A 23,271-nucleotide genomic window follows, 5' to 3' on the forward strand; every position below is an offset into this window, starting at 1 on the left:
TAGATCTGGGGCAGAGCTACCTTCGACGGCATGACCGAACTCGCCGACCGGCTGCTGGGCGCCGTCCAGGGCATCCGCCGGGTGGTGCGCCGCCGGGTGCGGGCCGACGTGCCGGGCACCCCGCTGCCCGGCGCGCAGGTCGAGCTCCTGCGCGTGGTGGCCGACCACCCCGGCATCGGCGTCGCCGCGGCCGCACGCGAACTGCACCTGGCGAACAACTCGGTCAGCACGCTGGTGAACCAGCTCGCCGACGCGGGCCTGCTGCGCCGCGAGGCCGACCCCGCCGACCGGCGCGCGGCCCGGCTGGAGGTCACCGCCGCGGCCGCCGCCCGGATGGCGGCCTGGCGCCGCGCCCGCACCGGCCTCGTCGCCGACGCCCTCGCCAAACTGTCCGAAGAGGACATCGCGGCGATCGGGCAGGCGTTGCCGGCGCTCGAAAAACTCATGGGCATCCTGAAGGAGCAGCCATGACCGAACCCGCGGCGGTGCGCTGCACCGGCCTGAGCCATGCGTTCGGCGCGACCCGCGCGGTGGACGGCGTCGACCTCGAAATCCACCCCGGCGAGGTGTTCGGACTGCTCGGCCCGAACGGTGCCGGCAAGACGACGACCCTCCGGATGATCACCACGCTGCTGCCGACCGGCCCCGACCGCATCACCGTCTTCGGCGTCGACGTCGCGCGCCGCCGCATGGCCGTGCGTCGGCTGATCGGGTACGTCCCCCAGCAGTTGTCCGCCGACAGCGCGCTGACCGGCCGCGAGAACGTCGCGCTGTTCGCGCGGCTCTTCGACGTGCCCCGCCGCGAGCGGCCCGAACAGGTGCGGCGGGCCCTGGAGCTGGTCGGGCTGGCCGGCGACGCCGACCGCACGGCCAAGACGTACTCCGGGGGCATGATCCGCCGGCTCGAACTCGCCCAGGCGCTGGTCAGCTCGCCACGGCTGCTCATTCTCGACGAGCCGACGATCGGGCTCGACCCGGTCGCGCGATCGTCGGTGTGGGACCGCATCGCCTCGATCCGCGAGGCGACCGGCATGACGGTGCTCGTCACCACGCACTACATGGACGAGGCCGAGCAGTACTGCAACCGCGTCGCCCTGATGCACGCGGGCCGGATCCGCGCGCTGGGCACACCCGCCGAACTGGAGACCGACCTGGGCCCGGAGTCCACTTTGGACGACGTGTTCCGGGCGGTGACCGGAAACGAGCTGACGAGCGAAGAAGGAGGGATCCGCGGTGTCCGTGCCACTCGCCGTACCGCCCGCCGCCTCGGCTGACCCGGGCCCGCTGCGCCGGCTGCGCGTGCTCGGCGCCCGCGTCGGCGCGATGTGCCTGGTGGAGCTGCAGAAACTGCGGCGCGACCAGACCGAGCTGATCACCAGGGCGATCCAGCCCGCGCTGTGGCTGCTGATCTTCGGGGAGACGTTCACCCGGCTGCGCGCGATCCCGACCGGCTCGACGCCGTACCTCGACTTCCTGGCGCCGGGCATCCTGGCCCAGTCGGCGCTGTTCATCGCGATCTTCTACGGCATCCAGATCATCTGGGAGCGCGACGCGGGCGTGCTCGCCAAGCTCCTGGTGACCCCGACCCCGCGCGCGGCGCTCGTCGCGGGGAAGGCCTTCGCGGCCGGGGTCCGCGCGCTCGTGCAGGCGCTGATGGTGCTGATCCTGGCCGCGATCCTCGGCGTCGGGCTGACCGCGAACCCGCTGAAGCTCCTTGCCACGGCCGTCGTCCTCGTACTCGGTTCGGCGTTCTTCTGCTGCCTGTCCATCGTGATCGCCGGGATCGTGCTGTCGCGGGAACGGCTGATGGGCATCGGCCAGGCGATCACGATGCCGCTGTTCTTCGGCTCGAACGCGCTGTACCCGGTGGACCTGATGCCGTCGTGGCTGAAGGTGCTCAGCCACGTCAACCCGCTGAGCTACCAGGTCGACGCCCTGCGCGGCCTGCTCATCGGGACACCCGCCCACCTCGGCACCGATTTCGCCGTGCTGGCGGCGGCGACAGCGGTGGCCGTTTCGGTCGCCTCGGCCCTGCTCGGCAGGTTGGCCCGCTGAGGCACATGTCTCACCGAACGGAAGCTTTATCGCCCGATGCCTAATGTCGAATTCGTGAAACGTCGCCGGGGCGTGGTCCCTTTTGCCGGATTGTGTGTGCTCGCCGGAATTCTGGTGGCCGGAACGGTGGCGCCCGCCGCCATCGGGGCGGGCCTGCTGTCGAATCAGGTCAGCGATTCGGTGGACGCCATTTCCGCCCAGCTCGCCGCGGCCGACCCGCCACTGGTGACCACGGTGACCGATCGCGACGGCACCCCGATCGCGACCCTCTACGCGCAGTACCGGCTGCCCGCCACCGCGGCCGGGATCGCGACGACGATGAAGGCCGCGATCATCGCGGTCGAGGACCGCCGGTTCTACACCGAAGGCGGCGTCGACATGCAGGGGATGCTCCGCGCGGCGGTCAACGACAGCACCGGCGGGGCACTGCAGGGAGCCTCGACGATCACGCAGCAGGACGTCAAGAACTACCTGATCAACGTCGTCGACCGGAACGACCCCGCCGCCCAGCAGGCCGATCGCGAGGACTCGCTCGCCCGCAAGCTGCGCGAGGCGAAAATGGCCGTTCAGCTCAACGCGACCATGAGCAAGGACGACATTCTGGCGAATTACCTCAACGTGGTCGAATTCAACGGAACCGTGTACGGGGTCGGCGCGGCCGCCAAGGCGTATTTCGGGACAACGCCGGACAAACTGACCGTTCCGCAGGCCGCGCTGCTCGCCGGAATGGTGAACAACCCCAGCATCTACAACCCGTACGCCCACCCGGACAAGGCACTGCAGCGCCGCAACCTCGTCATCGACGACATGGTCACCAACGGCTCCATCCCGGCCTCGTACGCGGCGACGGCGAAGGCGGCCCCACTCGGGCTCCTGCCGAACGGCCCGGCCACACCGTCGGGCACCTGCCTGGGTGCGGCACCGGACGCGGGATTCTTCTGCGCCTACGCGGAAAGCTACCTGGTGCACGCCGGCTTCACCGCCGACCGGCTGGCCACCGGCGGATACACGATCAAGACCACCCTCGACCCGCGCGTCTCGCAGGTGGCCAAGGACGCCGTCGACGCCAACGTGCCGACCACCCAGGACGGCGTGGCCAACACCTTCGCCGTCGTCCAGCCGGGCCAGGACGGGCACCAGGTGCTCGCCATGGTCGCGAACCGCAACTACGGCACCGATCCGGCGCGGGGCGAGACATCGACCGACATCGTCGCCGACGCGAGCAACGAGTTCGGCGCGGGCTCGTCGTTCAAGATCTTCACCTCGGCCGCGGCGCTCGTCACCGGCAAGGCAGGCCTCGACACTCCCCTGCCCAACCCGGACAGCCAGTGCTTCCCGGTGCCGGACGCGCACGCGTCCTGCTACACCGTCCACAACGACGGCCACTACGCGGACCCGATCACCCTCGCCGACGGGCTGGCGACATCGCCGAACGTCGCGTTCGTCGGGCTGGAGAGCCAGGTCGGGATGCCCGCCGTGCTCGACATGGCCTACAAGCTCGGGCTGCGCACCACCCTCGGGACCAACGACGCCGGCCGCACGCCGGACCCGAAGTCGGGCAACCCGCAGTACAGCGAGCCGCAGTCGCAGTACTTCCGGGACCTGCTGTCGTTCACCCTCGGCAACAGCCCGGTCAGCCCGCTGGAGATGGCGAACGTCTCGGCGACGCTGATGAGCGGCGGCGTGTGGTGCCCACCGGACCCGATCCTGTCGGTGACCGACCGGAACGGCAACGCCGTGCCGGTCGCGCAGCAGGCGTGCGAACGGGTCGTCCCCCAGGGCGTGGCGGACACCCTGGAAGCGGGGCTGAGCAAGGACACCACGAGCGGCACGTCCGCCGAGGCGGCCCACGCGGCCGGCTGGACCCGGCCCGACATCGGCAAGACGGGCACGACGCAGTTGAGCGAATCGGTCGCCTTCGTCGGGGGTGTCGACGGCTACGCGGTGTCGTCCATGGTGTTCGCCGACGGGCCGCACCCGCGGGAGATCTGCCCGGGTACCCCGGTGCACCTCGGCGACTGCGGCCACGGTGCGTTCGGCGGCACGGTCGCCGCGCCGCCGTACTTCCACGCCATGAGCCGGCTGCTGGCCGGGGTCCCCGACCAGCCGATCCCCGCCGCCGATCCGGCCTACCTGGCGGCGCGATCGTGACTGAGCCGTTGGTTCCCCAGCCGACCACAATCACGGCCGACTCGGGGACTACCGCGGTTCGAGGAAGACGAGCGGGATCTCGCGCTCGGTCTTCGTCTGGTACTGCGCGTAGTTCTTGAAGTCGGCGGTGATCTTCGGCCACAGCCGCGACCGCTCTTCGGCATCGGCGATCCGGGCGCGCATCGGCTGCTTCGGCCCGCCCTTCAGGGAGACCTCGACGTCGGAGTTGTCGCGCAGGTTGAGGAACCACGCGGGGTGCGTGTCGTCGCCGCCCCGCGACGCCACGACGACCACCGCGTCACCCTCCTGGTGGGGCGAGGTCAGCAGCACCGACCGCGGCTGGCCGCTCTTGCGGCCGACGGTGGTGAGTTCCAGGACGGGCATGGCGACCTGCCAGCCCACCCGCCCGCCAGTCAGCTTGATCAGGCCGCGGTGCACGGCATTCATGGTCTTCAGGGCGAAGTCGCTCGGCATGATCCCAATCTAGTCCCGCGGCTTCCGGCGCCGTGGTACGGGCCGAATGTCCGGTTCGCCGGGTGCCGGTCCGACGGGATCGGCAAAACCGCTCCGGCAACCGGCAACGGTGTGCGAGGCTGCGCGGCGAAGGAAGAACCGAAAGAGAGAAGACCGATGCTGATCTGGGGCTGGCGTACCCGCATCTACGTGCTGGCGATGACGACGTTCTTGTGCGGCCGGTGTGGCAATCCGGCTTCGCACGCAGTGCGCAAGGCGGTCACGAAGTTCACGCTGTTCTTCATCCCGCTGTTCCCGATCAGCGTCAAGTACACCGCGCAGTGCACGTTCTGCGGGATCGAGAACCGCATCCCGAAGGAGGAAGCGGTCCGGCTGCAGGCGCAGGAGGAGCACGGCCAGGCCCAGCAGCAGGCCACGCCGGGATACCCGCCGCACCCTTCACAGGGTGCTCCGCAGCAGGGGTTCCCGCAGCACCCGTCCCAGCCGCAGGGTGCTTCGCAGCAGGGCTTTCCGCAGCACCCGTCCCAGCCGCACCCGTCCCAGCCGCAGGGGTTCCCGCAGCCGGGTCAGCAGCCGCAGCAGGGCCAGTTCCCGCAGCAGGGCCACTAGGCACCGGCCGTCGCCGGCGGTCCGGACCGCCGGCGCGCCCTCTCCGGTTCAAGCGCGATTTCCCCGCGGCTACAAGGGCCGCACCCGTCAGCGCGACATCCGTGCCGCCACGCTCGCCCCGGCGCGGCCGGCTCCGCGGCGGTAACGCTGCTCTATCGAGTTGTCAAACATCCGCCGGTCGCCGGGTCAGGCGGCCGGTCTCTGCTCGGGGTTGATGAGGGCCTGACCTGCCGGTGTCAGGACCGCCGGGACCAGCTCGCCCGGACGGCCGGGGCGGGCCGCGCGGACCAGGCCCTGGTGCGCCAGTGCGTGGGCCGCGAACTGGTCGCCGCACGACAGGCCGTCGATGAACAGGTCCGGCTCGCTGCTGCAGGACACTCGGGCGCGGCCCGCGCCGACCGCTCGGAGCATCGCCCGCATCCGGTGGTTGACCACGGGGTGCGCTGCCGGTGAGCCGGTCTTCTCGTTCCCGTTCATGTCGGTCCCTCCCGCTCGTGGTTCGGCTTCTACCCCTGCGTCGAATCGGTGGTCGGGATTTCGACAGAGGGTCCGGCCGGAGCGTTCCCTCATCGTCACCGCAGGCGATCGAGCACGGGTCGAAGCCCTATTGACGGGCGTTCGGAGGCCGGCCGCGCACGGACAGGGTCAGAAGGGCGGCTTTTCCGCCGCCACCGGTTCCGGAGTCCAGGAATTGCTCCCTTCGCCGCCTGCCGCGCGGCTGACCTTGGTCAGCTTGGCCGTGGCATACCGCAGGGACGGCCCGATCTCGTCGACCTCCAGCTCCACGACGGTGCGCCTCTCGCCCTCCTTCGTGTCGTAGGACCGCTGTCTCAGCCGGCCGTGGACGACCACGCGGGTGCCGCGCACGAGCGACTCGGCGACGTTTTCCGCGTACTCCCGCCACAGGTTGCAGCGCAGGAACAGCGCGTCGCCGTCGCGCCAGGCGCCGGACTCGCGATTGAACACGCGAGGGGTGCTCGCGACCGTGAAGTTCGCGACCGCCGAGCCGGCCGGGGTGAACCGCAGTTCGGGGTCGCTCGTGAGGTTGCCGACCACGGTGACCGTCGTTTCGCCTGCCATCGGTCTCTCCTTGTCCTCCGGGTGCGGGGTGCACCGCTCTTGCCGACGAGAAGAGCACGGGGGTCCGACAATTCCGGGTCGCCGACGAGATGCCGACACCCGGCCGGGCTGGTTTCCTGCCGCCATGCCGACGGCGTTTCAGAAGGAACTCGTGACGCTCGCCCACCGGCTGGCGGACCTGGGCGACCTCGTCTCGATCGCGCTCGAGGAGGCCACGCGCTCGGTCCTGGAAAGTGACCCCACGCTGGGCGGACGTGCCCGGGAACAGGCTGCCGCGGTGGCCGCGCTCGGGGCCGCGTGCGAGGACCAGGCGTGCGCTTTACTGGCCTTGCACGCGCCGCGGGAGGCGGAAGTGAAGGCGGTCGTCGCGGCCGTTCACACCGCCGCGGATCTCACTCGGATGGGTGGTCTTGCGCAGGAGGTCGCCGAGGCGCGAGGTCGCGTGCCGTCGGAAGTGCGGCCCGCGCTGGAGCGGCTCGGTGGGCACGCGGTGGCCGCCGCACGGGCGCTGCGGGAGGTGCTGGTCGGCGGGGACGGGGCGGGGCTCGGCGCCGCGGTTGCGCTCGTGGGGGTGGCCGAGCGGGAGGTGGGGGCGTGGGTGGACGGTCGTGACTGGCCGCGCGGGGCCGGTGGTGCGGTCGATCTCGTGCTGCTTGCCGCGGTTTACGGCCGGTTTGCCGGGACGACGGCCGGGATCGGGCGACGGGCAGCCGGGTTCGCGCCGGTCGGGTCCTAACGGTCCGGGTGCGGGGCGGATCGGCTGCCGGGACCGAGCGGCCAGGGTGCGGAGCGCTTCCTCCACGCAGACACGACGACGCGACGGGTCGGCGCCGCAGGGTGAAGTCAGTGGCTGGACTGCCGCGAGGGATGACCGCCGGGGCGGGCGTGACGCTGCCCATCATCGCCCCGGCCGTCATCGCGACTACCGTGGCCGGCATGAGCAACACCGAGGCCGCCCCGGCCGAAGTCGCCTGTGGCGATCGGCCCGCGGCCGCCGATCCGGATCGGCCCGCCGTCGAGGTCCTCACTCCGCGCGATGTGCCGCTCGGCGGCCCGCGGGCGATGCGGGTCCGGCGGACCCTGCCCCAGCGGTCTCGGTCGCTGATCGGCGCGTGGTGCTTCGCCGACCACTACGGCCCCGATGAGGTCGCCGGGCCCGGCGCGATGGACGTCGCCCCGCACCCGCACACCGGGTTGCAGACCGTCAGCTGGCTGTTCGCCGGCGAGATCGAACACCGCGACAGCCTCGGCACGCACGCGATGGTCCGGCCCGGTGAGCTGAACCTGATGACCGGCGGGCACGGCATCTGCCACTCCGAAGTCTCCACAGTCTCCACAGTCTCCACCGCCGCCACGAAGACGCTGCACGGCGTGCAGCTCTGGGTCGCCCTGCCCGAACGGCACCGACACACGGCACGGGCGTTCGACCACTACGTCCCTTCAGTGAACCGGATCGAAGGCGCGGAGATCCGCGTGTTCCTCGGCTCGCTGGCCGGCCGGACGTCGCCGATCCCGACGTTCACCCCGTTGCTGGGCGCGGAAGTCGTGCTGGGCCCGGACGCCCACATGTCCCTCGGCGTGGATCCCGGCTTCGAGCACGGCGTCCTGGTCGACAGCGGCGACGTCGTCGTGGCCGGCACCCGCGTGCGGGCGGCGGAGCTGGGTTACGTCGGCACCGGGGTGCGCTCCCTGCCCCTCAGCAACCGCGGCACCGAGCCGGCTCGGTTCCTGCTGCTGGGCGGCACCCCGTTCGACGAAGAAATCCTGATGTGGTGGAACTTCGTCGGCCGCACCCACGAGGAGATCGCCGCGTTCCGCGAAGCGTGGCAAGCCGGCTCGGACCAGTTCGGCAGCGTGACTGGCTACCCGGGCGAGCGCTTGCCGGCCCCCGCGTTGCCGGCCGTCCGCATCAAACCCCGCCGCAATCCGGCCTCAGGCCAGGAAAGCGCCGAGGGCTGACCCGAACGCGGGCGCGTCGTCCAGCCACGGGTAGTGCGCGGCCCCGGGCAGCACGACGGCGCGGCCGTCCGGGAACAGCGCGGCGAACCGGTCCGCGACGGCCGGGCTCGCGATCCAGTCCAGTTCGCCCGCCAGCACCAGCACCGGCGCGGTGACGGCGCCGAGTGCGGCACGGGTCGTCTCGGGCTCGAAGGCGCCGGTGGCGTTGTAGATCCGGGCCGCCGCGCCGTTGCGCTGACCCGGTTCGCCGGCCTGGTGCTGCCGGGCCGCCGCGTCCCAGCGGCCGTAGTAGAGCGGGGCGAAGGCGGCCCAGTCGGTGCTGGTCGCCGTCTTCGCGGCGATCGATTCGTAGGCGGCGGCCGCGGCGGCGAACCAGGGAGCGCCGGCCCGCCGGGCCATGATCCGGCGCCGTTCGGCGGACGGCACGTCGAAGCCGACGGCCCGCGGGCTCGGCGCGATCAGGGCGAGCCGGCTCAGGCGCCCGGGATACCGCGCCGCGTACCGGACGGCCAGGCTCGCCCCGGCCGAGTGCCCGAGGAGGTCGAAGCGTTCGAGGCCGAGGTGCTTGCGCAACGCCTCGACGTCCTCGATCTGGTGGTCGCACCGGTAGGTGGCGACGTCGGCGGGCTCCGCCGAGCCGCCGGTGCCGCGGAGGTCCAGCACGGCGGTGCGGCGCCGGGTGGTCAGGCCGCCGAGGTCGCCGAGGTACGCGCCGGCGCGCATCGGGCCACCGGGCAGGCACACCACCGGTGGCTCGGCTCCGGAGCCGGCGAGGTGGAAGGCGAGCGCGGTTCCGTCCGGCGCGGAGAAGATCGGCACGCCCCGACCCTGGCAGTTCCGGGTCGGCGGAACAAGCGCGCGACCGAGCCGGCGTCACCGCTCCCGCGCGAGATAGGCCTCCAGCGTCGCCATCCGATGGCCCCGGGCGAACCGCTCGACCTCCGCCGGCGCTCCCCCGCCCTCGATCAGGGCGAGCAGCCGCTCGTGCTCCACCACCGACTCCGGTGCCCTTCCCGGCACCGACGTGAACGTGCTGTCGCGGACCGCCGCCAACCGGGTCCAGCAGCGCCGGACCAGGTCGACCAGGTTCGGGTTGGGGCAGGCGCCGAACAGCACCTCGTGGAACTCGGCGTTCAGCGCGGTGAACGCCACCGGGTCGAACTCGGCGAGGCTGCGACGCATCCGGCCGTTGAGCTCGCGGGCCCGCCCCAGTGCCTCGGCCGTCAGCAGCGGCGCCGCGAGACCGGTGGCCGCGCCCTCGACGATCGCCACCGTCTGCATCGCGTGCCGGTACGCGACCGGGTCGATGGCCACGACCCGGGCGCCGACGTTCCGCTCGAACTCGATCAGCTCCTCGGCCTCCAGCCGGCGCAGGGCTTCGCGGACCGGCACCGCGCTGACGTCGAGCTCGCGGCCGATCTGGTCGAGCACGAGCCGGTACCCGGGCCCGTAGCGCCCGTCGAGGATCCGGGCCTTGATCGTCTCGTAGGCCAGCTGCGACTTGGTGACCGGTCTTCCCGCGGACGCGCCAATCATGTAGGAAACCATATATGGTCTGCCGCCGAGCGACCCTCCAGGAGGCGATGCCGATGTCCCCGGTGCTCCCCACCGCGGCCGACCTGATCGTCGGCGGGCTGCGGGCCCACGGCGTCGACACCGTGTTCGGCCTGCCCGGCGTGCAGACCTACGACCTGTTCGACAGCCTCGCCCGCACCGGCGGCGACATCCGCGTGATCGGCGCCCGGCACGAGCAGACCGTCGCCTACATGGCGTTCGGGTACGCCCAGGCGACCGGCCGCCCCGGCGTCTGCGCCGTCGTCCCCGGCCCCGGCGTCCTCAACGCGTCCGCCGCGCTGCTCTCGGCACACGGCGCGAGCGCACCGGTCGTGTGCCTCACCAGCGAGATCCCGCGCGCGTACCTCGGCCGCGGGCTCGGGCACCTGCACGAAATGCCCGACCAGCTGGCGACCCTGCGCTCGATCACCAAGTGGTCGGCGCTGGTCGAGCACCCGGTCGAGGTCCCGGACGCGCTGGCGACGGCGTTCCGGGAAGCGGCGGGCGGACGGCCCCGGCCGGTTTCACTGGCGGTGCCGTGGGACGTGCTCGGGCTGCGCGCCCCGGCCGAGGTCACCGGCCCGCTGCCACTGCCCCGGCCGGCCGTCGACCCGGTCGCCGTGGATCAGGCCGCGGACCTGCTGAAATCGGCGAAGCACCCGATGATCATGGTGGGCGGCGGTGCGCGGCACGCCGCCGCCGAGGTCCGGGCGCTGGCGGAGCGGCTGCAGGCGCCGGTGGTGCCGTTCCGCGGCGGGCGCGGCATCGTGGGCGACGACCACCCGCTCGGCTTCACCTGCGTCTCGGGCTTCGAACGATGGCCGGAGACCGACGTCGTGGTCGGCATCGGATCGCGGCTGGAGCTGTCCTGGTTCCGCTGGCCGGGCAAGCCCGCCGGCCTCAAGACGATCCTGCTCGACATCGATCCGCGGCAGGCGACCAGACTCGAGGCGGACGTCGCGATCGTCGCCGACGCCGCCGACGCCACGGCCGCGCTCACCGGCGCCGTCGGTCCACAACGGACGGACCGGGCGGCGGAGTTCACCGCGCTCAAGGCCGCCGTGGCGGAGCGCGTCACCGACGTCGGGCCGGAGCTGGAGTACCTCCGGGCGATCCGGGACGTGCTCCCGCGCGACGGCTTCTTCGTCGAGGAGATCTGCCAGGTCGGCTTCGCGTCCTACTTCGGGTTCGAGGTCTACGCCCCGCGCACGTTCGTCACCTGCGGCCACCAGGGCACGCTCGGCTTCGGTTACCCGACGGCGCTGGGGGTGCAGGCCGCCTTCCCCGGGCGTCCGGTGGTCTCGGTCGCCGGCGACGGCGGCTTCATGTTCGCCGCGCAGGAACTCGCCACGGCCGTCCAATACGGACTCGACGTCGTCGCGGTGGTGTTCGACAACGGCTACTACGGCAACGTCCACCTCGACCAGGAGCGGCTGTTCGAGGGTCGGGCACTGGGCGGACGGCTGGGGAACCCGGACTTCGCCCGGCTCGCCGAGACCTTCGGTGCGCTCGGCCTGACCGCACGCACCCCGGACGACCTGCGCGGCGCGCTGGACAAGGCGTTCGCCGCGGGCCGGCCGGCGCTGGTGCACGTGCCGTGCGAACTGGGTGTCGGCGCGTCGCCGTGGAAGTACGTGATGCCGAAGTCGGACCGCAGCTAGGCCAGGCGCTCCAGCACCGCGAAGACCCGCTCGACGTCCGCCTCGGTCGTGCGCCAGTTGCTGAAGGCGGCGCGCAACGCCGGGCGGCCGTCGTACACCGTCGGCGTCAGGAACGTGGTGCCGTCCTCGGCGATGGCGCGCACGAGGGTGTCGATCCGGTCCTGCGTGGCGGCCCCGGCCGGGGTGAAGCAGACGACGTTGAGCCGCACCGGCGCAAGGAGCTGCCACTGCGGCGAGCCGTCGATCCGCGCGCCCAGGTCGCGGGCCAGCGCGACGCAGCGCTCGACGATCTCGCGGTGCCCGGCGCGGCCGTACGCCACGAGCGAGAACCACGCCGGCAGGGCGCGGAGCCGCCGGGAGTTCTCCGGCGTGAGGTGCAGGAAGTCCGGCGTCTCGCCGATCTCGCCCAGGTAGGCCGCGTTGTTGCTGAACACGCGCAGCTGCAGGTCGCGGCGGCGGGTGAACTGGACGGCCGAGTCGTAGGGCACGTTGAGCCACTTGTGCAGGTCGACGACGACCGAATCGGCCTGGTCGAGGCCTTCGGTGAGCGCCGCGTGCTCCGGGACCAGCGCGGCGAACCCGCCGAACGCGGCGTCGACGTGCAGCCAGAAGTCGTACCGCCGCTTGAGCTCGGCGATCGCCCGCAGGTCGTCGAAGTCGACGGTGTTGACCGTCCCCGCGTTCGCGACGACGACGGCGGGACCGTCGAGCGTCTCGAGCGCTTCGGCGAGCTTCGCGACGTCGACGGCTTCGCGGCGCGGGAGCACCGGCACCTTCCGCAGTGCGGACCGGCCCATCCCGAGGAACGACAACGCCTTCAGGACGCTCGAGTGCGGTGACCCGGACAGCACGGTGACCGGGCCGAGCGCGGCGGCACCGTCGGCGGAGACGGTCACCCCGGCCCGTTCGCCGAGCCACTCGCGCGCGATGGCCAGGCCGGTCACGGTGGACATCGTGGCGCCGGTGACGAACGCGCCGGAGAACTCCGAGCCCAGTCCGAACAGTTCGGCCAGCCAGCCGACGGTCTCGCGTTCCAGGTCCTGCGCCGAGGAGTCCATGCCGCTCGCCGGGTTCTGGTCGTAGGCGGCGGTCAGCCAGTCGCCGGCCAGGGCGGCCGGAGTGGCGCCGCCGGTGACGAAGCCGAGGTACCGCGGGCCGGCGCCGGCGGCGAAGCCGGGTTCCCAGCGCCGGGCGAACTCGTCCAGGGCACCGCGCGCGCCGGCGCCGTCGAGCGGGAGCGGCGCCGGGTCGGCGGCCGCGGGTGGGACGGCGGCCGCGCGCTCGTCCAGCCCGGCGAGTGCGTCGCTCGCGAATTTGCTTGCGGTGTCGAGGAGATCGGGCAGGGAGTGCAGGTCATCGGCGAGCCTCGGGTCCATCTCCGCGACGGTAGGCGCGGTGCCGTCCCGCTGTCGCGGGCCAATCCTCCGAAACTGGCCCGCTCGCGTGATCAGGCGGGCATCACACGTGATTGGAGGGGCATCTCGCGTGATTGGAGAGGCATCTCGCGTGATTGGAGAGGCATCTCGCGTGATTGGAGGGGCATCACGTGCGGCGGAGGCGGCGGACGCGGGTCTCGGCCGGGTCGAACGCCACCCGGCGCAACGGGCCCGTCAGCAGTAGGACCACCGCCATCGACGACAGTGCCGCCAGCACCAGCGCCGCCACGAACTGGGCCGCGCCCGACGTCGCCGTCGCCAGCACCGCGTAACCGGCGAGCACCAGCGCCAGTGGGGCCGAGAAGCCGATCAGCACCGGCACGAGCGGCATCCGGTCACCGTCGGGGCGGCGGGCGGACACCACCGCCGCCCCGGCGCAGGTGACCGCCGCGACCAGCAGGCAGCCGCCGACGGTGTCGCTCAACCGGTGCCAGCCCAGAGCCACCGCCGCCGCCGAGACCCAGGCGACGCCGACGCCGCCCGTCACCAGGGCCGTCAGCCGGAACCTGCGGGGCAGCACGATCGCCAGCGCCACCAGCACGGCCATCGCCGCGCTGACGTGCCCGCTCGGGAAGCTGTTGTGGCTCGCCACGCCGAGGCGGTCGCCGGTGCTCGGGCGCTCCAGGACGTACAGCTTGAGCAGCTGCGCCACCACGAGCGGCGCGGCCAGCAGCACCAGGGCCATGACGCCGAGGGCGAGCCGTCGCCGCACCACGGAGATCGCCACGATCAGCACCGCCACCGCGCCGAGGACAACCACCAGGTCGGTCTGCCGCAGCGGGTCCGCCCAGGCCACCGTGTCCCCCGCGGACTGGGCGCTGCGGACGACGCCGTTCTCGACCCCGCGGCCGGCCTCCGTGCGGACGAAGAGCAGGTAGGCCGCGACGAACGCGAGGGCGAACCCGGCCGCACTCGCGGCCAGGATCGCCGTGCGGGACGCGGCCCGGCTCACGAGCGCGGGGCCTGCCGGGCGGGTCGCGGAGGGTGCGTCGGTGAGGATCACTGCCATGTCCCCGAGTCTGGAACGCGCATTTCGGGATCCCGTCAGCGTGATGTCATGGTTTCGCTACAAGATCCGCCCGGGTCGCCATGACGTGCGCTTTTCCGAATAATGGCGCCGTGGCCGAGGTACTGGTGGTAGAGGACGACGCGGCGGTGCGGGAAGGCCTGCAGCTGGCCCTGCGCAGGCAGGGACACGTGGTGCACACCGCGGAGTCCGGCGAGCTCGGCATCGAGGTGCTCGTGCACCACCGGCCCGACATCGTCGTGCTCGACCTGATGCTGCCCGGCATGGACGGCTTCGAGACCTGCCGCCGGATGCGGGCGGCCGGCCCGGTCCCGATCATCATGCTCACCGCGCGCAGCGACGACTTCGACATCGTGGCCGGCCTCGAGGCGGGCGCGGACGACTACGTCGCCAAGCCGGTCGAGCCGCGGGTGCTGGACGCGCGGATCCGGGCGGTCCTGCGCCGGTCGGCCGCCGAACGGCCGAGCGAGCCGGCGGCGGCCGAGGAGCGGCACGGCAACCTCGTCATCGACCGGTCCGCGCTCGAGGTGACCAAGCACGGCGCACCGGTGTCGCTGACCCCGACCGAGCTCAAGCTGCTGCTGGAGCTCTCGCGCACGCCCGGGCAGGTGTACAGCCGCCAGCAGATCCTCTCCGCCGTCTGGGACCACGACTACCTCGGGGACTCGCGGCTCGTCGACGCCTGCGTGCAGCGGCTGCGCTCGAAGATCGAAGACGTGCCGGCGAAGCCGGAGTACGTGCAGACGGTCCGGGGGTTCGGCTACCGGTTCGGCCGGTCGTGACGGCACCGCGGATCCGGTCCTGGCTCGCCGGGCTGCGGCCCCGGCTGGTGGCCGCCTTCGCGGTGATCATGATCCTCGGCGCCTCCACCGCGGCGGGCGTGAGCTACGTCTTCGCGCGCCGGGCCATCCTGGAAGGCGTCCAGGACCAGACGATGCTGAAGCTGCGCGACCAGATCGTCGCGTACCTGCCCACCGTGTCGCTGCCGCCGTCCCAGGCGGCGCTCGACGCCTTCGCGGCGGCGCTCAAGTCCAGCAACGCGCTCGTCGTCTACCACGACCTGCACGCCACGTCGGGCCTGTCGATCGACGACGTGCCGGGCGACCTGCGTCACGCCGTGGCCACCACGACCACCCTCCAGTTCCAGCGCGTCGACGTCCAGGGCTTCCCGCTGTTCTACGTCGGCGTCCCGGTGCAGACCGGCAGCGGCCGGCCGAGCGGTCTCGAGGTCTACGCGATGGCGCGGCTGACCGACCAGCAGGAGGCGATCGACGAGCTGGCCCGCAACGCCTGGCTGTACTCCGCGCTTGCCCTGCCGGTGGCGGTCGGGGTCGCGCTGCTCGCGGCCCGGCAGGTGCTGCGGCCGGTGCGCGCGCTGAACACCGCGGCCAGCCAGCTCGGCCGCGGACGGCTCGACGTGCGGCTGCGCGCGAAGGGCTCCGACGAGCTGGCGCAGCTGGCCGCGACGTTCAACCACACCGCCGCGGAGCTGGAGCGCACGGTCGGCACGCTGCGCGCGATGGAGGCCGACGCGCGGCGGTTCGTCGCCGACGTCTCCCACGAGCTGCGGACCCCCCTCGCCGCGATGAACGCGGTCACCGACGTCCTCGACGAGGACGCCGAGCAGCTGCCGCCGGACACCGCGGTCGCGGCGCGGCTGGTCTCGGCCGAGACGCGGCGGCTGACCCGGCTGGTGCAGGACCTGATCGAGATCTCCCGGTTCGACGCCGGGCGGGCGGAGTTGCGCCGGGAGGAGCTGGACGTCGCCGCGGCGATCACCGACACCCTCGCCGCGCGGGGCTGGGAACCCGGCACCGAGCTGACCGCCGACCTGCCGCCCGGGATCGCCGCGCGGCTCGATCGGCGGCGGCTCGACATCGTCGTGGCGAACCTGGTCGGCAACGCGCTGCGGCACGGCGCGCCGCCGGTCGAAGTGGTGCTGCGGCAGGAACGCGGTGAGATCGTGCTGACGGTCACCGACCACGGGCCGGGAATCCCCGCCGACGTGCTGCCCCGGGTGTTCGACCGCTTCACCAAGGCCGACTCCGCCCGCGCCCGGTCCGAGGGCAGCGGTCTCGGGCTCTCCATCGCCCGGGAGAACGCGCGGCTCCACGGCGGTGACATCCTCGCGGCCGACACGGGCACCGGTGCCCGGTTCGAGCTGCGGCTGCCCCGGGAGGCGTGGTGAAGAAACTCGTCGTCCTCGCGGTGCTGCTGCTGGTGAGCGCGTGCGGGATCAAGCCGACACCGGTGGTCCCGGCCGGCCCGGCGCCGACCCTGCGGAACCCGGCGAGTGAAGGCCGCAGCGCCGACCTGATCCTCTACTTCGTCCTCGACGACCGGGTGACCCCGGTCGCCCGGCCGGCCGCCGGGGTGGTGGGCGTCGAGTCCGCGCTGACGATGCTCCTGGACGGACCGTCCGCCGACGAGCGGGCCGACGGGTACACGACGGCCCTCCCGCGCCGATCCGGCACGATCACCGTGACCCCCGGCCTGCCGACGACGATCACCGTCCCGTTCCCGCTGCGGCCACTCGCCGGCGTGGGGATCAATCAGCTGGTCTGCACCGCGTTCGCAACGCTGGCCGCCCAGGGCGGCTACACCACCGACGGCACCGTCGCCCTCGCCGGCCCGGACGTCCTGCTGCCGTACCAGACGTGCCAGGCGTGAGCGCCGATGTCGACATGACGCCAAACGGCCTCAGCCGGGGTAGGGCCGCGCCGCCCTGGCCTCGGCCAGCGACCGGGCCCACCAGCCCAGCTGGTCGAGCATCGCCTTCGCCGCGACGGCCGCCGCCGCGTCGGTCGGCACGCCGTCGTCCCCGAACCGCGCCTGGGCGCCGTGGAAGCTGACCGTCTCGCGGATGGTCACCGCGTGCAGCTCCGCGAAGACCGCACGCAGGTGCTCGACCGCACGCAGGCCGCCCGAAACCCCGCCGTAGGACACGAAAGCGACCGGCTTGGCCCGCCATTCGGGCCGGTGCCAGTCGATGGCGTTCTTGAGCGAAGCCGGGTAGCTGTGGTTGTACTCCGGGGTGACCACGACGAAGGCGCCGGCGGCTTCGAGCCGCGGGGCCACCTTCGCGACCTCGGCGACGACCGTCGCGGACGGCGCGGCGCCGAACGGCGGCATGGCCAGCGGGAGGTCGGGCTCGGCGAGGTCGACGACGTCGACTTCGAAGCCGCCGTACGCCTCCGCGACGCCCGCGAGCCAGTCCGCCACCACCGGCCCGAACCGTCCTTCCCGGACACTTCCCACGATCACCGCGACCCGGATCGGCGCTTCCGACACACTTCCTCCTTGACATACAGGCGTTGCTGCTCTGAACACCAGGATGGAACCTCAAGCTCGCTTGAAGTCAAGTGTGCCGCTGCGGTTGAGCGTGTCACTGTGGTTGGGTGTGCGCCATGGTGAACGCCACAGCCCGGCCGCTGCCCGACCTGACGGTCGGCGAACTCTCCCGCCGCAGCGGGGTACCCGCGTCGGCCCTGCGCTTCTACGAGGACGAAGGCCTCATCCACAGCCGCCGCACCGCGGGCAACCAGCGGCGCTACCCCCGGGACACGCTGCGGCGGGTGACGTTCGTCCGGATGTCCCAGCGGGTCGGCATGCCGCTGTCGAAGATCCGGGAAGCGCTCGGCCTGCTGTCCGACGACCGCACGCCCACCCGCACCGACTGGGCCCGGATCTCCCGCTGCTGGCAGGACGACCTGAACGCGCGGATCCGGCAGCTGGAACAGCTGCGTGATCAGCTGGGCGACTGCATCGGCTGCGGCTGCATGTCCCTGGCCAAGTGCCGGCTGGCCAACCCCGGCGACCGGCTCGGCGCCGACGGCCCGGGGCCGCAGCGCCTCGCCGACCACCGCGGGGGCGGCTACGAAGAGTGACGCTCCAGCAGGCCGCGGACGTACATCGCCTGCCCGGCGTGCTGGATGTCGTCGTCGAGGACGCTGATCAGGCGCACGCCCAGCGAGACCGGCGGGTCCCAGGCCTCGTCGACGATCCGGTCGAGCTCCTGCTCGCCGAGGCCGGCGACGAACCGGACGGTTTGCTCGTGCACGGCGTCGTAGTAGCCGGCGAGCAGGTCCGGTTCGTCGACGCGGACCGCCTCGACGTCGGCCGGGCGATGGCCGTAGCCGATGTCGCCGGCCGGGAACGGGAGGCCGAACCGGGACAGCCAGTCCTGGCCGGTCCACACCTGCTCGGTCCCGGCCACGTCGGCGACGTGGTCGTCCTGGACCCGGGTCAGGTGCCACACCAGCCAGGCGATCGAGTTGGCCTCGTCGTCCGGCCGGGTCCCGAGCTGCTCCGCGGTGAGCCCGTCCACCGCCGCGTGCACCGTCCCCTGGACCCGGCTGAACCCTTCGACGAGCAATTCGGCCACATTCATCCGGCTGCCTCCCGTTGCCGACCCGTTTCCCGGCGTGCTACCCGATCATGCCCGCCGGCAAACGGCGTCCGCTAGCGCGGCGGCAGCTGGTCGAAGAACGAGCTCCGCTCGAGCGCTGCGGGTCAGGGCCGGTCGCCCACGAGAGCGATTGCGCGCGTCTCGGGAACTCCCAGCATCAGCAGGCTGGTGATCGTCGCCGCTCGGACGCCGAGGGTGCCGTCCGGCAGGTCGCTGTCCGCGATGGCGAACACGGCACCGTAGGCAAGCTGGCTCAGAATGCCTGACGGCAGGTGCCGTGCGAACACGTCACTGTCTTGACCTCGTTTCACGAGGTCGGCGAGAAGCTCGTCGACTGGCCCGAGCAGGCCGTGGATCGCCTCGCCGTACTCGCCGCGGCGCAGCGCCAACAGCACTCGGTACCGGTGCGCCACCGGCCAGAGGCGGGCGACGAATTCGACCCACGTCGCGTCCGCTCCCGAGTGGGAGACGTTGGCTTCGGCGAGCACGGCTGCCATCTCGGTGACGGCTCGTTCCGTGAGTGTCCGAACCAGGTCGAGGCGCGAGGGGAAATGGCCATAGACGGTGCGGCGGACCACGCCGGCAGCGGCGGCGATGTCGCCCATCCCGGCGTCGGGGGTTTCTCCCAGCACATCGAGGGCGACGTCGAGGATGCGATCGCGTGTCTCGCTCATCAAGCGCGCACGGGAGGACTCGGTGGGCACGACAGCATCATTGCACACCGGTGTGCAATGGCGTAGGTTGCACACCAGTGTGCAACGAGAAGTTGTGCTGCGCTTCGAAGCTCAGGAGAAGGCAATGACCGCACCGCCGATCTCAGCCCTCGTCCGCCCGTTCACCGTCTCGATCGCGGATTCGGAGATCGACGACGTGAAGCAGCGGCTGGCCAGAACTCGATGGCCGGATCCGGAAACGGTGGGCGACTGGTCGCAAGGGGTTCGCGTGGAGAACGCCAGATCCCTGGTCGGCTACTGGGAGCACGACTACGACTGGCGGCGCTTCGAGTCCGACCTCAATCGCTTCCCCCAGTTCCTGACCGAGATCGATGGGCTGGACATCCACTTCATCCACGTCAGGTCCAGGAATCCCGGCGCGATGCCGCTGCTCCTCACGCACGGATGGCCGGGCTCGATCGTCGAGTTCCTGAAGCTGATCGGCCCGCTGACCGATCCGGTCCCGTTCGGAGGAGACGCCGCCGATTCATTCGACGTCGTCGTCCCGTCACTTCCCGGGTTCGGGTTCTCCCAGAAGCCCACGGACACCGGGTGGACTGTCTCGCGCATCGCCGGCGCGTGGGTCGAGCTGATGAAGCGTCTCGGCTACCCGAGATGGGCCGCGCAAGGCGGCGATTGGGGTGCCGTCGTCACCACCGCTCTCGGGGCCATGCAACCCGAGGGGCTTCTCGGAATTCATCTGAACACCCAGTACGCCTTTCCCGCACGGATACCCGACACCTTGTCGCCCGAAGAGCGCTACGCCGTGGAGGGCCTTGCCTTCTACACCGGCGATCTCGGCGGGTCGAACCACCTTCAGGGCACGAAGCCGGAGACGGTCGGATTCGCCTTGGCGGACTCTCCCGCCGGTCAGGCAGCTTGGATCTACGAGAAGTTCCAGTCCAAGACCGACAACCACGGGCTCGCCGAGGACGTCCTCGGCATTGACGACATGCTCGACGCGATATCCCTCTACTGGTTCACCAACAGCGCAGCGTCGTCCGGCCGCATCTACTGGGAAAACAAATCGGGTACTCTCGCCGGCCCGAAGCTGACGCTTCCGGTCGCGGTGACGGTCTTCCCGAAGGACATCCCACGCCTGCCACGAAGCTGGATCGAAGACACCTACAGCAATCTGATCCACTACGGCGAGGCTGACAAGGGCGGGCACTTCGCGGCCTTGGAACAGCCCGAGATCCTGGTCAGCGAAATCCGCACCGGCCTGCGCACCCTGCGTTCCTGACGCCAACGCGCGAGCTCACGATCTGCTGCAGCCACCGACCCATCATGATCGGTCAGCCTGCGCGCCCGGGCTGGATCTGCCATCCACCAGCCTGACCGCAACCCCACCACCCGCCATGAACGCTGGCCGGCGAGTCAACCCCACCGGCCAGCGTTCATGGACGGACCGCTACCGCGGCAGCAGCTGGTCGAAGAACGAGCGGTAGCGGCGCAGCGCGATCCGCAGCTCCTCGGTGGCCGGTTCGCCCTGCTGCCACTGGGATTCCAGCTCGCTCTTGTGCTCGGCGAAGGTGGTGGCCAGGTCAGTGATCACGGCGGCGACGAGCTCGTCGGCCTGCCGGACCGCCTGCTTCGGGTCGTCGACGAAGCCGGTCTGGACGTTCTGCCAGCGGGTGCGGAAACCGGTGACCTTCTCCTCGTCGATCAGCGTCGGCGTCTCCACGTCGCCGCTCGACGCCGCGGGCGTCTCCACGTCGCCGCCCGATTCCGCCGGCGTCTCCACGTCGCCGCCCGATTCGGCGGGCGCTTCCACGTCGCCGCCCGAGCCGTCGGGCGTGGTCGTGTCATCGGCGTCGTGCCGCCCGGCGGAGGCCAGGTCGGCGGTGCTCAGGTTCTGCTCGTCGGCGGCGCCCGGTTCACGGAAGTCGGCCCGGTCCTGGCCGGAGAAGTCCGTGGTGTTGTCGCCGGAGTAGCCCTCGTGGGCGTCCTCACGTCCGGTCAGGTCCCGGTCGTCCTCGGCGTCGTGCCGCGTCAGGTGATCGGTCATGGTCAGCGTCCTCCATTCGACTCGGTCCGCGGGCTCGCGGACGCCTGGCGCTCGGTTTCGTGCCGGTCGGTGCCCGGCCGCTCGGTGTCGCGGTCGTGGTCACGCCCGCTGTGCTCGTGCCCGCCGTGGTCGTGCCCGTTCCGGCGCTCTTGGTGGTCATGCTGCTCGTCGTCGGCGCCGTCGGTCAGCAGGTCCTCGAACACGGTGCGGTAGCGCACCATCGCGTCGCGCAGGTCCTCAGTGGACGCTCCGGCGCGCTTCTGCTGCGTGGTGTGCGCCGCCCGGTAGTGCTCGAGGGTCTTGGCGTGCCGCACGGAAAGGTCGGCCACCTGCTGCTCGTAGCCCTCGGTCGGGTACCCGCGTTCGGCCATCAGCGAGTTCAGGAGCTGCTGGGCCTCGGTGACCGCGGCGGACGGCTGGTCGACGAACTTTTCCTGTACCTGCGCCCATTCCCGGGCGTAGCGCTCGCGCGCCGACGCCGAAAGGGGGCGGATGTCGAGCTCCTTGTGCCGGCGTTCCCGTTCGGCGAGCTCGCGCTGCGCGGCACGGGGGCTGTCCTTCTCCGCGACCGTGCGGTCGTATTCCGGACCGAACCGCTGCTGCAGCCGTTTTCGTTGCATTTCCTGCGTCACCAGCCAGATCACGGCGCCGAGCACCGCGACGGCCACGACGACGATCAAGACGATCAGCCATGTGGGCATCGCTCAAACTCCTTCAAGGATGTCAAGCCCCCGATGGGATCGGTGTGCCCGGATTACCTCGGCCGAAAACGGGAACGGGGCTCCCGACCTCGGGATTCGGCCGTCCGGCGGCGCCGATGCCGCCGGATGCCGCGCCGGGGTGCCGGGTGACCACGGGAACAGCACTCGACTTAGCGTTGTTAACAGATCAGTGATATCGTCGATAACACAGTCAGTGGAGCGGCGAACGCCGCCGGACCGGAAGAAGGAACCGATGACCACCCCGGACACTCCCCGCGTCGCGATCGTCACCGGCGGCTCCCGCGGCATCGGCCGCGAAGTCGCCGAGCGCCTCGCCGCCGACGGCATGGCCGTCGTCGTCAACTACGCCGGCAACGAGAAGGAGGCCGCGGCCGCCGTCGACGCCATCACCGCGCGCGGCGGGCGGGCGATCGCGGTCCGCGCCGACGTGGCCGAGCCGGCCGCCGTCGCGGAGCTGTTCGACACGGCGGAACGCACGTACGGCGGCGTGGACGTCGTCGCCCACCTGGCCGGGGTGATGAACCCGCCGACCCCGATCGCCGACACCGACTTCGAGGTCCTCGACCGGGTGCACCGCACCAACATCCGCGGCACGTTCGCGGTGGCCCAGCAGGCCGCGCGGCGGGTCCGCGACGGCGGCGCGGTGATCACCACCTCGACGTCGGTGCTCGGGCTGAACCTGCCCGGCTACGGCGTCTACAACGCGACGAAGGGCGCGGTCGAGGCGATCACCATGATCCTGGCGCGCGAGCTGCGCGGCCGTGACATCACCGTGAACACCGTCGCGCCCGGCCCGACCGCGACCGCCCTGTTCCTCGACGGCAAGGACGACGAAACGATCGCCCGGATGGCCGCTCAGCCGCCGCTGGAGCGGCTCGGGCAGCCCGAAGACATCGCCGAGGTCGTCGCGTTCCTCGCCGGTCCGGCGCGCTGGGTGAACGGCCAGGTGCTGCGCGCCAACGGCGGCATCGTCTAACGGGTGAACCGGCTGACGATCACGTGGTCCTTCGCCGGCCCGCGCACCGCCCACTCCTGCCGCCACCGCGCGGCGCCGGTCACGCGGTACTCCCCGCGGTAGTGGTCGGCGCGGCACGGGTGGTCCGCCGTCCAGTGGCCTTCGCGCAGGTCGAGGTCGTGGAAGAAGCCGCCGTGGTCGAAGTGGACCGACGCGCGGCCGGCGCCCGCCGGGCGGTAGTGCAGCGTCCGCGTGACCGGCCCGGTGTGGCCGCCGAGCCGCAGCTCGCCCTCTTCGTGGTAGACGAGCACTCCCCCGGCCTCGGTGAAGGTCGCCGTCCCGGTCACCTCGCCCGCCGGGTCGCCGTCCGCAGTGCGGATTTCCCGGTCCAGGTGCCAGGCGCCGCCGAAATACGCCGCTAGATCGGGAACGGGCCAGTACTCCACCCCCTCAGTCTGC

Annotated in this window: 27 protein-coding genes; 14 read left to right on the top strand and 13 right to left on the bottom strand. The window is 71.9% G+C overall.

Annotated features, from left to right (window positions below; all coding sequences use genetic code 11):
• Positions 1 to 30 precede the first annotated feature (30 nt).
• Genes ACLJQF_RS17290 through ACLJQF_RS17305 form a run of 4 tightly spaced genes read left to right on the top strand, consistent with a single transcriptional unit; the run spans position 31 to position 4,206 of the window.
• On the top strand, positions 31 to 471 hold the full coding sequence (locus ACLJQF_RS17290; RefSeq protein WP_410609836.1) for a MarR family winged helix-turn-helix transcriptional regulator: 441 nt from the start codon (positions 31 to 33) through the stop codon (positions 469 to 471).
• A complete protein-coding gene (locus ACLJQF_RS17295) occupies positions 468 to 1,274 on the top strand; it encodes an ABC transporter ATP-binding protein (protein ID WP_410609838.1) in 807 nt (268 codons plus the stop codon). Before ACLJQF_RS17290 ends, ACLJQF_RS17295 begins: the two co-directional genes overlap by 4 nt.
• Positions 1,234 to 2,055, top strand: a complete 822-nt coding sequence (locus ACLJQF_RS17300) for an ABC transporter permease (protein WP_410609840.1) — start codon at positions 1,234 to 1,236, stop codon at positions 2,053 to 2,055. The genes ACLJQF_RS17295 and ACLJQF_RS17300 overlap by 41 nt, the downstream gene beginning before the upstream one ends.
• Positions 2,056 to 2,091: 36 nt before the next feature.
• Positions 2,092 to 4,206 (top strand): transglycosylase domain-containing protein, encoded by a 2,115-nt coding sequence (locus tag ACLJQF_RS17305; protein WP_410609842.1) that lies wholly within the window; start codon positions 2,092 to 2,094, stop codon positions 4,204 to 4,206.
• A gap of 48 nt (positions 4,207 to 4,254) precedes the next feature.
• On the opposite strand, the gene ACLJQF_RS17310 is transcribed toward ACLJQF_RS17305, so the two are convergent.
• Positions 4,255 to 4,680, bottom strand: a complete 426-nt coding sequence (locus tag ACLJQF_RS17310) for a nitroreductase/quinone reductase family protein (protein WP_410609843.1) — start codon at positions 4,678 to 4,680, stop codon at positions 4,255 to 4,257.
• 156 nt (positions 4,681 to 4,836) lie between these two features.
• Here ACLJQF_RS17310 and ACLJQF_RS17315 point away from each other — a divergent pair, with 156 nt between their 5' ends.
• Positions 4,837 to 5,289 (top strand): zinc-ribbon domain-containing protein, encoded by a 453-nt coding sequence (locus tag ACLJQF_RS17315; RefSeq protein ID WP_410609845.1) that lies wholly within the window; start codon positions 4,837 to 4,839, stop codon positions 5,287 to 5,289.
• Between the two features lie 186 nt (positions 5,290 to 5,475).
• Here ACLJQF_RS17315 and ACLJQF_RS17320 read toward each other — a convergent pair whose 3' ends face one another.
• Together ACLJQF_RS17320 and ACLJQF_RS17325 are read right to left on the bottom strand one after the other, a co-directional pair.
• The gene (locus ACLJQF_RS17320) at positions 5,476 to 5,766 is read right to left on the bottom strand and encodes a hypothetical protein (RefSeq protein WP_410609847.1); all 291 of its coding nucleotides are present in this window, start codon (positions 5,764 to 5,766) and stop codon (positions 5,476 to 5,478) included.
• 168 nt (positions 5,767 to 5,934) lie between these two features.
• Positions 5,935 to 6,369 carry a single-stranded DNA-binding protein gene (locus tag ACLJQF_RS17325; RefSeq protein WP_410609848.1) on the bottom strand — a complete coding sequence of 145 codons (435 nt, stop codon included), beginning with the start codon at positions 6,367 to 6,369 and terminating at the stop codon, positions 5,935 to 5,937.
• 124 nt (positions 6,370 to 6,493) lie between these two features.
• Here ACLJQF_RS17325 and ACLJQF_RS17330 point away from each other — a divergent pair, with 124 nt between their 5' ends.
• Entirely contained in the window at positions 6,494 to 7,105 is a 612-nt protein-coding gene (locus ACLJQF_RS17330; protein WP_410609849.1) for a PhoU domain-containing protein, read from the top strand.
• Positions 7,106 to 7,305: 200 nt separating this feature from the next.
• Positions 7,306 to 8,328: a pirin family protein gene (locus ACLJQF_RS17335; RefSeq protein ID WP_410609851.1), complete on the top strand. Its 1,023-nt coding sequence runs from the start codon at positions 7,306 to 7,308 to the stop codon at positions 8,326 to 8,328.
• On the opposite strand, the gene ACLJQF_RS17340 is transcribed toward ACLJQF_RS17335, so the two are convergent.
• The gene (locus ACLJQF_RS17340) at positions 8,302 to 9,147 is read right to left on the bottom strand and encodes an alpha/beta fold hydrolase (RefSeq protein ID WP_410609853.1); all 846 of its coding nucleotides are present in this window, start codon (positions 9,145 to 9,147) and stop codon (positions 8,302 to 8,304) included. The genes ACLJQF_RS17335 and ACLJQF_RS17340 overlap by 27 nt on opposite strands.
• Positions 9,148 to 9,201: 54 nt before the next feature.
• Positions 9,202 to 9,876 carry a GntR family transcriptional regulator gene (locus tag ACLJQF_RS17345; RefSeq protein ID WP_410609855.1) on the bottom strand — a complete coding sequence of 225 codons (675 nt, stop codon included), beginning with the start codon at positions 9,874 to 9,876 and terminating at the stop codon, positions 9,202 to 9,204.
• A gap of 41 nt (positions 9,877 to 9,917) precedes the next feature.
• On the opposite strand from ACLJQF_RS17345, the gene ACLJQF_RS17350 reads away from it, so the two are divergent.
• On the top strand, positions 9,918 to 11,543 hold the full coding sequence (locus ACLJQF_RS17350) for a thiamine pyrophosphate-dependent enzyme (RefSeq protein WP_410609857.1): 1,626 nt from the start codon (positions 9,918 to 9,920) through the stop codon (positions 11,541 to 11,543).
• Here the strand turns inward: ACLJQF_RS17350 and ACLJQF_RS17355 are convergent.
• Entirely contained in the window at positions 11,540 to 12,919 is a 1,380-nt protein-coding gene (locus ACLJQF_RS17355) for a pyridoxal phosphate-dependent decarboxylase family protein (RefSeq protein WP_410609859.1), read from the bottom strand. The two genes, ACLJQF_RS17350 and ACLJQF_RS17355, sit on opposite strands and share 4 nt — an antisense overlap.
• A 166-nt stretch (positions 12,920 to 13,085) precedes the next feature.
• A complete protein-coding gene (locus tag ACLJQF_RS17360; RefSeq protein WP_410609860.1) occupies positions 13,086 to 13,988 on the bottom strand; it encodes a phosphatase PAP2 family protein in 903 nt (300 codons plus the stop codon).
• A 110-nt stretch (positions 13,989 to 14,098) separates the two neighbouring features.
• On the opposite strand from ACLJQF_RS17360, the gene ACLJQF_RS17365 reads away from it, so the two are divergent.
• Genes ACLJQF_RS17365 through ACLJQF_RS17375 form a run of 3 tightly spaced genes read left to right on the top strand, consistent with a single transcriptional unit; the run spans position 14,099 to position 16,676 of the window.
• Entirely contained in the window at positions 14,099 to 14,788 is a 690-nt protein-coding gene (locus ACLJQF_RS17365; protein WP_410609862.1) for a response regulator, read from the top strand.
• Positions 14,785 to 16,194, top strand: a complete 1,410-nt coding sequence (locus ACLJQF_RS17370) for an ATP-binding protein (RefSeq protein ID WP_410609864.1) — start codon at positions 14,785 to 14,787, stop codon at positions 16,192 to 16,194. The genes ACLJQF_RS17365 and ACLJQF_RS17370 overlap by 4 nt, the downstream gene beginning before the upstream one ends.
• On the top strand, positions 16,191 to 16,676 hold the full coding sequence (locus ACLJQF_RS17375) for a hypothetical protein (protein WP_410609866.1): 486 nt from the start codon (positions 16,191 to 16,193) through the stop codon (positions 16,674 to 16,676). The genes ACLJQF_RS17370 and ACLJQF_RS17375 overlap by 4 nt, the downstream gene beginning before the upstream one ends.
• 30 nt (positions 16,677 to 16,706) lie before the next feature.
• Here ACLJQF_RS17375 and ACLJQF_RS17380 read toward each other — a convergent pair whose 3' ends face one another.
• Entirely contained in the window at positions 16,707 to 17,297 is a 591-nt protein-coding gene (locus tag ACLJQF_RS17380; protein WP_410609867.1) for an NADPH-dependent FMN reductase, read from the bottom strand.
• 116 nt (positions 17,298 to 17,413) lie between these two features.
• Between ACLJQF_RS17380 and soxR the strand changes: the two genes are divergently transcribed.
• The gene (soxR, locus tag ACLJQF_RS17385; protein WP_410609869.1) at positions 17,414 to 17,893 is read left to right on the top strand and encodes a redox-sensitive transcriptional activator SoxR; all 480 of its coding nucleotides are present in this window, start codon (positions 17,414 to 17,416) and stop codon (positions 17,891 to 17,893) included.
• On the opposite strand, the gene ACLJQF_RS17390 is transcribed toward soxR, so the two are convergent.
• Together ACLJQF_RS17390 and ACLJQF_RS17395 are read right to left on the bottom strand one after the other, a co-directional pair.
• Complete coding sequence (locus ACLJQF_RS17390; protein ID WP_410609871.1) at positions 17,881 to 18,396, bottom strand: mycothiol transferase; 516 nt, start codon at positions 18,394 to 18,396, stop codon at positions 17,881 to 17,883. The two genes, soxR and ACLJQF_RS17390, sit on opposite strands and share 13 nt — an antisense overlap.
• Positions 18,397 to 18,518: 122 nt before the next feature.
• A complete protein-coding gene (locus ACLJQF_RS17395; protein WP_410609873.1) occupies positions 18,519 to 19,118 on the bottom strand; it encodes a TetR/AcrR family transcriptional regulator in 600 nt (199 codons plus the stop codon).
• A gap of 94 nt (positions 19,119 to 19,212) precedes the next feature.
• Here ACLJQF_RS17395 and ACLJQF_RS17400 point away from each other — a divergent pair, with 94 nt between their 5' ends.
• Entirely contained in the window at positions 19,213 to 20,370 is a 1,158-nt protein-coding gene (locus ACLJQF_RS17400) for an epoxide hydrolase family protein (RefSeq protein ID WP_410610333.1), read from the top strand.
• Between the two features lie 168 nt (positions 20,371 to 20,538).
• Here the strand turns inward: ACLJQF_RS17400 and ACLJQF_RS17405 are convergent, their stop codons facing one another.
• Positions 20,539 to 21,135, bottom strand: coding sequence for a hypothetical protein (locus tag ACLJQF_RS17405; protein WP_410609875.1), 597 nt, complete (start codon positions 21,133 to 21,135; stop codon positions 20,539 to 20,541).
• Between the two features lie 2 nt (positions 21,136 to 21,137).
• Positions 21,138 to 21,836: a hypothetical protein gene (locus tag ACLJQF_RS17410; protein WP_410609877.1), complete on the bottom strand. Its 699-nt coding sequence runs from the start codon at positions 21,834 to 21,836 to the stop codon at positions 21,138 to 21,140.
• 253 nt (positions 21,837 to 22,089) lie between these two features.
• Between ACLJQF_RS17410 and ACLJQF_RS17415 the strand changes: the two genes are divergently transcribed.
• The gene (locus ACLJQF_RS17415; protein WP_410609878.1) at positions 22,090 to 22,833 is read left to right on the top strand and encodes an SDR family oxidoreductase; all 744 of its coding nucleotides are present in this window, start codon (positions 22,090 to 22,092) and stop codon (positions 22,831 to 22,833) included.
• On the opposite strand, the gene ACLJQF_RS17420 is transcribed toward ACLJQF_RS17415, so the two are convergent.
• Positions 22,830 to 23,258 (bottom strand): DUF6314 family protein, encoded by a 429-nt coding sequence (locus ACLJQF_RS17420; protein WP_410609880.1) that lies wholly within the window; start codon positions 23,256 to 23,258, stop codon positions 22,830 to 22,832. The genes ACLJQF_RS17415 and ACLJQF_RS17420 overlap by 4 nt on opposite strands.
• Positions 23,259 to 23,271: the final 13 nt, after the last annotated feature.

It is taken from the genome of Amycolatopsis sp. lyj-109 (genome assembly GCF_046548995.1).
Classification (GTDB): domain Bacteria; phylum Actinomycetota; class Actinomycetes; order Mycobacteriales; family Pseudonocardiaceae; genus Amycolatopsis.

Coding starts and splice junctions, on each gene's coding strand:
- ACLJQF_RS17290 (WP_410609836.1), top strand. CDS start 31: ATGACCGAACTCGCCGACCGGCTGCTGGGCGCCGTCCAGGGCATCCGC.
- ACLJQF_RS17295 (WP_410609838.1), top strand. CDS start 468: ATGACCGAACCCGCGGCGGTGCGCTGCACCGGCCTGAGCCATGCGTTC.
- ACLJQF_RS17305 (WP_410609842.1), top strand. CDS start 2,092: ATGCCTAATGTCGAATTCGTGAAACGTCGCCGGGGCGTGGTCCCTTTT.
- ACLJQF_RS17310 (WP_410609843.1), bottom strand. CDS start 4,680: ATGCCGAGCGACTTCGCCCTGAAGACCATGAATGCCGTGCACCGCGGC.
- ACLJQF_RS17315 (WP_410609845.1), top strand. CDS start 4,837: ATGCTGATCTGGGGCTGGCGTACCCGCATCTACGTGCTGGCGATGACG.
- ACLJQF_RS17320 (WP_410609847.1), bottom strand. CDS start 5,766: ATGAACGGGAACGAGAAGACCGGCTCACCGGCAGCGCACCCCGTGGTC.
- ACLJQF_RS17325 (WP_410609848.1), bottom strand. CDS start 6,369: ATGGCAGGCGAAACGACGGTCACCGTGGTCGGCAACCTCACGAGCGAC.
- ACLJQF_RS17330 (WP_410609849.1), top strand. CDS start 6,494: ATGCCGACGGCGTTTCAGAAGGAACTCGTGACGCTCGCCCACCGGCTG.
- ACLJQF_RS17335 (WP_410609851.1), top strand. CDS start 7,306: ATGAGCAACACCGAGGCCGCCCCGGCCGAAGTCGCCTGTGGCGATCGG.
- ACLJQF_RS17345 (WP_410609855.1), bottom strand. CDS start 9,876: ATGGTTTCCTACATGATTGGCGCGTCCGCGGGAAGACCGGTCACCAAG.
- ACLJQF_RS17350 (WP_410609857.1), top strand. CDS start 9,918: ATGTCCCCGGTGCTCCCCACCGCGGCCGACCTGATCGTCGGCGGGCTG.
- ACLJQF_RS17355 (WP_410609859.1), bottom strand. CDS start 12,919: ATGGACCCGAGGCTCGCCGATGACCTGCACTCCCTGCCCGATCTCCTC.
- ACLJQF_RS17360 (WP_410609860.1), bottom strand. CDS start 13,988: ATGGCAGTGATCCTCACCGACGCACCCTCCGCGACCCGCCCGGCAGGC.
- soxR (WP_410609869.1), top strand. CDS start 17,414: ATGGTGAACGCCACAGCCCGGCCGCTGCCCGACCTGACGGTCGGCGAA.
- ACLJQF_RS17390 (WP_410609871.1), bottom strand. CDS start 18,396: ATGAATGTGGCCGAATTGCTCGTCGAAGGGTTCAGCCGGGTCCAGGGG.
- ACLJQF_RS17400 (WP_410610333.1), top strand. CDS start 19,213: ATGACCGCACCGCCGATCTCAGCCCTCGTCCGCCCGTTCACCGTCTCG.
- ACLJQF_RS17405 (WP_410609875.1), bottom strand. CDS start 21,135: ATGACCGATCACCTGACGCGGCACGACGCCGAGGACGACCGGGACCTG.
- ACLJQF_RS17410 (WP_410609877.1), bottom strand. CDS start 21,836: ATGCCCACATGGCTGATCGTCTTGATCGTCGTCGTGGCCGTCGCGGTG.
- ACLJQF_RS17415 (WP_410609878.1), top strand. CDS start 22,090: ATGACCACCCCGGACACTCCCCGCGTCGCGATCGTCACCGGCGGCTCC.